The sequence below is a fragment of the Candidatus Methylacidiphilales bacterium genome, assembly GCA_030054035.1.
Taxonomy (GTDB): Bacteria; Pseudomonadota; Gammaproteobacteria; order JASGCS01; family JASGCS01; genus JASGCS01.
Genome location: JASGCS010000015.1, coordinates 26567 through 35702 on the forward strand (window position 1 = coordinate 26567; position 9136 = coordinate 35702).

General features: G+C 35.9%; 5 protein-coding genes. 1 reads left to right on the forward strand and 4 read right to left on the reverse strand.

The annotated features are described in order from the left end of the window. Positions 1-14: 14 nt before the first annotated feature. Positions 15-281: a hypothetical protein gene (locus QM538_07595; GenBank protein MDI9348350.1), complete on the reverse strand. Its 267-nt coding sequence runs from the start codon at positions 279-281 to the stop codon at positions 15-17. Positions 282-425: 144 nt separating this feature from the next. Between QM538_07595 and QM538_07600 the strand changes: the two genes are divergently transcribed. Beyond that, complete coding sequence (locus tag QM538_07600; protein MDI9348351.1) at positions 426-1232, forward strand: hypothetical protein; 807 nt, start codon at positions 426-428, stop codon at positions 1230-1232. 237 nt (positions 1233-1469) lie between these two features. On the opposite strand, the gene QM538_07605 is transcribed toward QM538_07600, so the two are convergent. The 3 genes from QM538_07605 to QM538_07615 form a co-directional block, all read right to left on the reverse strand. Further along, positions 1470-3680, reverse strand: a complete 2211-nt coding sequence (locus QM538_07605; protein ID MDI9348352.1) for a filamentous hemagglutinin N-terminal domain-containing protein — start codon at positions 3678-3680, stop codon at positions 1470-1472. 237 nt (positions 3681-3917) lie between these two features. Beyond that, entirely contained in the window at positions 3918-5804 is a 1887-nt protein-coding gene (locus QM538_07610) for a hypothetical protein (GenBank protein MDI9348353.1), read from the reverse strand. Beyond that, on the reverse strand, positions 5782-9136 hold a 3355-nt coding region (locus QM538_07615; GenBank protein ID MDI9348354.1), incomplete at its 5' end, for a S8 family serine peptidase. The genes QM538_07610 and QM538_07615, both read right to left, overlap by 23 nt.

The window sequence follows — 9136 nt, forward strand, 5'->3', positions numbered from 1 at the left end:
TAATCGAGCTAACTTTAATCACCCTTGGTTTTTAGGCTATTTCTATTTTCATTTATAAATCGCTTAATTTCTTCAGTATGTCCTAATAACTTTTCCCATTGCTCTAAATAAAGCGTAACTGGAAATCTACCTAACCCATACAATGACACCCCGCCTTTTTCGCTAACCTTCAAAGAGATAGCCTTAGCCCCACTAGAAACCTTTTGCTTGAGTTGCGAATTTTCTCTTCGTAATCGTTCTAACTCATCCTGTATATTTTCATTCTGTGCATTTTCATTCATAGTAGCTCCTTTTTTTAATCATTATACCAATCCATTGATTAAATATTATCCTAAATTGCAATGTATTAATAATTCAGAAAATCCTCAAATAATAAAAAATTCTAGATGAGTGTGGTAAGATTATTTTAATTTACAATTACCTGCATGTTGCAAAAGATTACTTACACGATACCCATTCATGCCCGATGGCGATTAGCTCTAAAAACTATCACTTTTGTGCTGGTGATTATTTGTTTAAAATTTATCGTCCATTATTTCAACTATGAATTTTTAACGCTAAGCTCACTGTTCACTGCGATTATTTCCGCTAATATTTTTTTAATCGGGTTTTTAATATCTGGCACTTTAGTAGATTACAAAGAAAGTGAAAAGCTACCTGGTGATTTAGCTACAAGTATAGAATCCATGGCCGATGAAGGAGTGATTATCTATAAGAATAAGAAAAGTCCTGAAGCAGCAGCCTACCTAGCAAAGATCGCTCTTTTTAATCAGTCCTTGATAGATTGGTTCTATAAAAAAGAACGCACGCATGCACTCATGTCAAAATTACAATCATTTAATGATGATTTTCTTGCTTTTGAAAATCTTACCCAAGCAAACTTTATCGTCAGACTAAAACAGGAACAGAATGCAATTAGACGAATGATAAACCGCATTCACACCATCCGAGAAACTTCATTTCTTGGAACTGGTTACGCCATCGTTGAGCTGATTACTTCTATTCTAATCATTGGATTACTGTTCGTTAACATATCACCATTTTTTGAAAGTGTATTTTTTACCGCCTTTGTCAGTTTCATTTTGATCTATATGATTTATTTTATTAAAGACTTAGACAATCCCTTTAGTTATAGCGAAGCGGATAGTTTAGTAGAAGAAGTCTCTCTGAAGCCAGTGCTTGACTGCCAAAAGCGCATTGATCAGCTTTGTCAAACATTGATTGAAGATTAAAAAACTATAACCAATGGATTCATTTTTATTAGCAACCATACTCTCTACAGAATACTTCGGTCGATACTCTCTGTGGTTTTTTTCAAGACAGTAAAAATATGATCAAAGATAAATCTAATTCTTATTAAATTTCTACTTTAAGAGAGGTGCTACTAGGTTAACAAAAAACCCCATCGAAGAATCTGTAATATTTTAGGGGGAAGGTCAATTGGACAACTTATAAATTTCACAAAACTATTACAAGCCTATTGAACAGATGACCTTAATACTAAGCGTAGCAACAATATCATCTTCAACACAATCAAAACTTATTAAACCATCAATCTTAATAGAGCCAACTAAATCATATAAAAGCTGACTAATAAATCCTTCGTAATGTTTTGCTTTATTATTTTTGATAGTGTAAGTAATGTATTTATTTCCTGGAGTAGTGACTGTAGTATTTTTTTGAGCATACACAAGGAGTGGTCTATTTGCAGTTCCAATATCACCTTGAGCCTGAAGAATCAATTTACCAACTCTAATAACAGCAGTAGATGGTAAAACATTACCAATCGTTCCACCTGATATAAGGGTGAAACTATTTGTACTCGTTGAAGTAATTGAACTAAGAATACTAATATCTCTATCAGCATGAAGCTCTACATTATTTGAAGCAAGTTCTCCAACCAGATCATAAGTGGATCTGAATGTAACATTCGGTAAGACATACAGATATGTAGAACCTCTGTTTAATGAAACACCATAGGCACCGATGAGGGCGTAGGTGGAGTTTAGTGCGACTGAATCGCCAAAGTATGAATTAGATGCTAGGGAGGTGATGGGTTGGTCTGCGGTAATAGATAGGTCTGTCCATGTACCTGATGAGAGATTGTAGAGATAGGTATTGCCTCTGTTTGTTGAAACACCATAGGCGCCGATGAGGGCGTAGGTGGAGTTTAGTGCGACTGAATCGCCAAAGTATGAATTAGATGCTAGGGAGGTGATGGGTTGGTCTGCGGTAATAGATAGGTCTGTCCATGTACCTGATGAGAGATTGTAGAGATAGGTATTGCCTCTGTTTGTTGAAACACCATAGGCGCCGATGAGGGCGTAGGTGGAGTTTAGTGCGACTGAATCGCCAAAGTATGAATTAGATGCTAGGGAGGTGATGGGTTGGTCTGCGGTAATAGATAGGTCTGTCCATGTACCTGATGAGAGATTGTAGAGATAGGTATTGCCTCTGTTTGTTGAAACACCATAGGCGCCGATGAGGGCGTAGGTGGAGTTTAGTGCGACTGAATCGCCAAAGTATGAAGTAGATGCTAGGGAGGTGATGGGATTAGAGATTACTGCACCATCACTAAATCCAATGACGAGTTGTTTAAAGTAGTCATAGGATTCTGGAATGGAGTCTGTGATGATGAGATAGTCTGGATCAATGAGGAGGGTGCCTGTTCTACCATTAACTGCAGTGGTGGAGATGGTGGTGTTATGTTGTTTGAGGGTGCCTTTGGTGGAGATTTCAATAAATCCACCATTGCCTTGCTGGGTGCTTTGTGCGGTGAAAGTAGCTGAGAGGAGGGTGAGGTTGTTTGTGGCGTTGATGATGATGGTACCTGCGTTGGAGGGACTGTTGGCATTGATGGTAGCTGAGATAATAGCGGTGTTGTTTGCTTGGATGGTGGTTGAAGGTGCAGTAAGGTTAACGAGATTGGAGAGGAGGATATTGGTGGCGGTGAGGGAGATGGTGTTAGTGGCAGTGAGGTCTCCTGCATAGGAGAGGTAGTCGGTGGTGGCGGTAATTGATGATGCGGTTATGGTAGCTGCTCCTACAATGGCGCTGGTAGCGAATAAATCTACTGCGTTGGTTGCGGTGAAGGTGCCATGCAGTGAGATATCATTGGTGGCTTTGATGGAGATAGTAGATGAGGTAATGGTGCTGGTATCGGTAGTGGCTATAGTTTTTGCGGTGAGTTGCGTTTTGGTAGTGGTGATGGTGCCGTTAGTGGTAATGGTAGCAGTAATAAGGGAGGGGTCAATAGTGGTGAGGGTGTTAGTGGTAGAGTTGTAGGTGGTGTTGTTGAGTGAGGTAGCTGCTGCGATAAAGGTATTGGCTGAAATAGATGATGATGCGCCGAAGTAGAATCCATTGGCGTTAAGTAATACAATTCTTCCATTCGCAGTAATTGATCCTAGTATCTGTGATGGGTTTTGGTCAAGAATGTTGTTAATGGTGATGGAGGAGGAGGAAGGTTGGTTAAATACTACTGATTCATTAGTATTGATATTGAAGCTATTCCACTGTAGTATGGCGCTAGTTGATTGTTGATTGATAGTGGTAGTTTGTGATGCTTGAGATACGGTAGCTTGACCTTCAGTAATGCTAGTATAGGTAGGAAGAGCAAAGGAGATAAAGGGGGTGAGCGTTGCTAGGAGCACTAAAAAGATATTGACAGATTTTCTCATAAAAATTCTCCGTGTATAAGTGTATGTGGCGATATATTTACAATGCTTGGCGTACCCGATCGGCTGCACCATTAAACATATGAGATTCTTGGTCATCCTAACTTACCGCACTCAAGAATCACACAGGTGATTGATACTTGAATGAGCTGTGTGGTCGTGCCTCATCGAATATTTGGCACAGTTTTAGGTGTAAGGTCATTTTATTTGCAATAGGTTGTATTTACATTTGTAAGGTGATTAAAAATAATAGGTGATGCTAAAACCTGATCTTAATAAAGAAAATTTAGATGGGTGTTTATCATGTGTTCTTTCCTCATAGAAATCAGTAGTGTTTAATTCACTGGGATAATCACTTAGATGCCCTCCTGATAAAGAAGCATTTAAAATATCTTTATATATTGGGTGATAGATCTCATTAAATGCGATAGAAGTACAATTAATAGGTAGGGCAAGAAAGAAATTGATTCCAATATTTTCATATTCTGTATTATCGTACAAATAACCCAATCCAAAACAACCTGATTTTAGATAGCCAAAAAATCCAGTACTTAATTCTTTATCATCTCTGCCATATTTTTGGCTAATAGAAATTACAGGAAGTGCCCCATATTCTTTACCGCTGCCATAAAAATCCCTTGCACTAGCAGGTAGCTTTAACCCAGTTATCACTGAACCGTACAATGTAAAACTAACGATAAATCCATTTGTATTTGAATAGGTGAATCCTAAAGAGAATAATTCATAATAATATTCTGAATATAGCTTACCTTTATTCTGAATAATTGCTTTAAAAGCAGGATAGTCAAGTTCAGGTATTTGCCCATTTCTGAGTCTACCTGATGCAGGTTCATTGTGTTTATTACAACCAGTAGAATCATTTAGCTCACTAAATGTATAGCCAAGTATATATGCACAAGGAGGAAGATAAATTAAATTATATCTAAAATATCCATCTGAATTTGAAATAACTGCAGGTTCGATGTATCCAAAGTTACCAGCGTCTATAGGAGCAACAGTTGGTGTAAGTATTCTAAGATAGTCAAAATAGATAGTATACTCATCGTTCAATACTGAAGAAATCTCAAAAGCAATTGCCTTTATCTTTGCAAAGCCATTTTTAAAATTAACTTGTATATTATAGAGTGGAGTATTAGGATTAGGGCTCTCAGATGATGGTAACGCTGGTAGTGCTTCAACTAATCGATACTCAGCGCTATAATCTGTTGGTGATTTACCCAAATAGCCATCAAAATAAGTAAAGCCAATGGTATTTTTAGCACCATGGTACACCAACCGAAAAGCATGCTGAGACGCTTCATCGGGAGTATAGAGCACCTTACCATACTGTAATGAATAGGTACATTGTTTCCGATCAGTTAATGGCGTTGGACAAGTTGGAATTAATTGTTTAAAGTAATGAGATGCTTGCTGAGCCGCTTGTTTTCCGTATAAGGAAGTAATAGGATCACGATTATGGTTTAAAAAGTAATAGAAACCAAGCTCAAGTGATGGGGTTGGATAAAAAGTAAGTACTGAGGTGAGGTTGGGGTATAAATAATCCTTAGCAGATCGTTTTATACCTAACTCTATTTCAGATAATGGTAGTAATGCATTGATAAAAGAAAAAGGTAAACTTTGGCCCCAGACAAATTTTTGATTACCAAATCTCCACTGCACAATATCATTATCTAATTGGATGTACCACTCATCAAATCTAGTATAGGTGTATGATTTATTGAGTTTTTGAATTATGATTGGATCATCAATATAAAAAGAATCATGATCACTAAAAGAACGCCAAACATCATATGGGTTTCTTGCCTCGATTAAATTAATTTCATTTACTAATTTAGTTCTGATATGAAATCCATAAAACTCAACATGCAGTGTGAGCATATCATAAAATCTATCTTCCCAAACAAAACGAAAACTCAGCGATTGCACATTCTGCTGATTTGAATCTAGGCCCTTTCCTATATAGCTATAATTGACAAAACCTGAAATATGCTTTTCAACATAATCATTATCTATACCTTCATCACTATAACTAGAGTAACTGACGCCAGTAATAAGTAAGATTAATAAATATACTCTAATAGTTTTATTTGCAGTAGGTAGTGACAATATTTGCAAGTACTGGACGAGCGTTAGTTATTCTAATATTCAAAGTAGGCTCAAAGCCAAGTCTTAAGGGATTAGGATATTGTGATATCCAGTAATCTTTTGAAGTATCATCGCTATCTCTTTCACTACAATTGTATCCAATGATTGAATTAATTTGAATGCCTCTATACTTTGGTTGATCTAAAACTCCAGATTTATTACCTCCATTATTTGCATCCCTTAAGCATGTGGAATCTAAACAAGATGAAGTTACCTTAATTTTATTTCTATCACTGATTATAGGAGTTTTAAGCACCAATTTATCTGTCTGTAACCATATATAGGCTGTTCCTGGTCTTGATCTCCAGTCAGTTACTCTCCAACCATGATCATTATCACACTGATCTCTTGCTGTATACAACCATCGATTCCAGTTTTTCCAACTTCTCCATTTAGAACTTATACCAGTTATTTCTCGGCATTTATATTGAGAATCAGTGGCCACTCCCATCATATTTTCGATATTATCGTAATTTACCACTCCATCACTAGCAAGTGTTGCGAAACTATTAAGTGAGCTAATTGGGGCATCAGCTAGACTTTTTGGATTTGGAGACATAAAATTATTGTATTGCTCTAGGGAGTATTTTGTGTATTGAGCTAGCGTCCCAATTGTATGATCGCTATCTCTGCCTGCAATACCACCTGCAAATATTTGCGGAGTGTCGGCACTATTTTTATAATTCGCTGTTATATTTATTGAAACGAATGAAACTGAAATTTCATCTGAGGTGAAATTTATACAATTACCGTTACTATCTTTATCGCAGAAACTACCACCTTCATTACTACCTACTATACCACCAACAAATACTTTTGGAACAGCCGCATTAGATATTGAATTAGTAAAAGTCCAATTAATTGAGCCTGTTGTTCTTACATTCTTGATAGTGCCTCTATTTCTTGCAACCACAGGACCAGCAAGAACTAACTGATTTCCGTTTTCATAGTTGTTGAAATTAATTGTTGAGTTGTAATCTACTCGGAGGTTTCTTATTTCCGCAGATTGGCTGGTAGCAAGAAAGAGTCCGTAGTAGGAATCATCATTTGCAAATACAGGATAGCTTTGGTTGTTAATAAGCCTAATTGTGAAATAGTTTCCCTCAAAAACCGAATTGTAATTTGATAAAATCTGTATATTTGGATTTAATGATTTATCTATGAACAAATTATCGGATAACTCAAAACCACTGCAGATACCCGATGGACATCCGTTGGTATTTCTAATAAGTTGATTGGACATTCTACTAACATAATATAAATAATTATCATTAATTGCATCGCTTTTGCCCAAGTTCAATTTATTTAGAGATTGTATTTCTATTAGACCATCTCCATCATTATCAACTTTATTATTCAAATAAATACTGAATATTTCTGTTGCATAACTTGGAATGCCATTAATTGTGGTTCTTAAATTTTTAGTTATATCACATTTTAGTTCTTGAGTAAGAGTTCTAAGATTATTTGCAGCAACTATCGCTTCAACTGCTAGTCTATTAGGTGATACAGTTGTATCTGTGAAAGTTCTGATAGGGCAAAATGTTGCATTTGTCGTTTCAAAACCAATTGTATCGTATCCAACATTGTTTATATTATGGGGTCTAAGAATAGTATCGCTGTCAAGTAATGTTGTATTAAGTCCAATTGTGTCAAAATCTAATAAAAAATAATTGTTTATTTGCAATAAATAATTAATTGGTTCCGTAACTAATGTCTCAAGGTTAATTATTCCATGTCCTAGATAATCATCGCGACGACTAAGAGATGGTGTATTATTTTTTGCATTTAATATCAGTGCATTATAGATTTCATCCCAACTTGCTACTCTATTTCTGTATTTTCCCTGTGATTTCAAAATTGCAACCGCACCAGTAACATACGGAGCTGCAAATGAGGTGCCGTTACCAGAGCAAAAATTATTATAAAATCCATTAACACCACATGCAGTTAATATATTTTCACCTGGTGCTACAACATCAAGGTCTATACCGTAGTTGGAAAATGGAGCTCGCGTATCTTGAACATTTATTGCTCCTACAGTAATTACAGAATCTAGTGCCGCAGGATATATCGCCGAAGAGCTTTTGCGAATATTTGTACCATCATTTCCTGACGCAACTACAAAAACCTGATTGTTAATTTTCATCTGATTAGCTTTTGAAATATAGGTATTGATTATGGATGAATGTACTATATTGTCTAAATCGGCACCAAAACTTCCATTAATTACATCGGCATTTTTATCAATTACATACTGGAGTGCTTTTGAAATATCTGCATATCCAATTTTATAACTTGTACAATTGCCATTCCAACAAAATTGAATATTACTTAATGGACAATTTAATATTTTAATTGGCATTATTTTGACTCTTGGCGTCACTCCAGCTATTCCTAATCCATTATTGACCTTTGCGGCAATAATACTAGCTACTTTCATTCCATGGCCTTGACCATTATCGTTAAAAAAATAGTCACTGATTTCTTTAGTAGCATACCCACCTAAATCTGTGCCACAAAAATTTGCCCCATGTACATCATCTATAATTGCATTATCATCATCGTCACAAGCATTTTGAGAAGCGTCTTTTGAGCCACCTGGCAAATATTGAGATTGCGTTTTTTCACTATCGGTAAGTTTAATACAACTATCTATTACTCTAGTACTGGATTCATTATTAATTATTTTTCTATATTTTGCAGTGCCTGATTCTCCTGGATTAGTCCAGAGCTCGCTTTCGGTAGGTAAATCCTTATGAAAAATATAACCAGTATCAATTACAGCTACCACTACTTCGTCATGGCCTAAAGCAGCTGAGCTTCGTGACCATGCTTCTCTTGCTTTGATTTTCTTTATACCCCAATTATAAGGATCATTCCAATTAGTATCATTTGGTTCGTCTTGAGGAAAAGTAACTATTGAATGTAATTTACCATCAATGAATTCTCTATAGTAAATTCCTGGAATTGAACTAATTTTATTGAGAATAGTGTCTTTATTTGCAAAAATCTCTGATTTTGTTGAAAAGTGAGATCTTACTCTTACAATTCTGTTTTTACTATTGTAGGAAACTTCGGTTTTAATAGGTAAGCCAAGCTTATTAAGATTATTTGAAATGTAAGTTGCAACTGTTTCATCTTGCACATAAAAGCTAAATTCTAAAGATATAGGATTTTGAACAGCTGAAAGTAAAGTTTGATTTGGTAATGAAACTGAAGCAGTAGTTAAAATCTGAGGCCAGCTACTAGGAGTATTAATGAACGCAGTGCCTAGTTGATCTGCTAGGGTG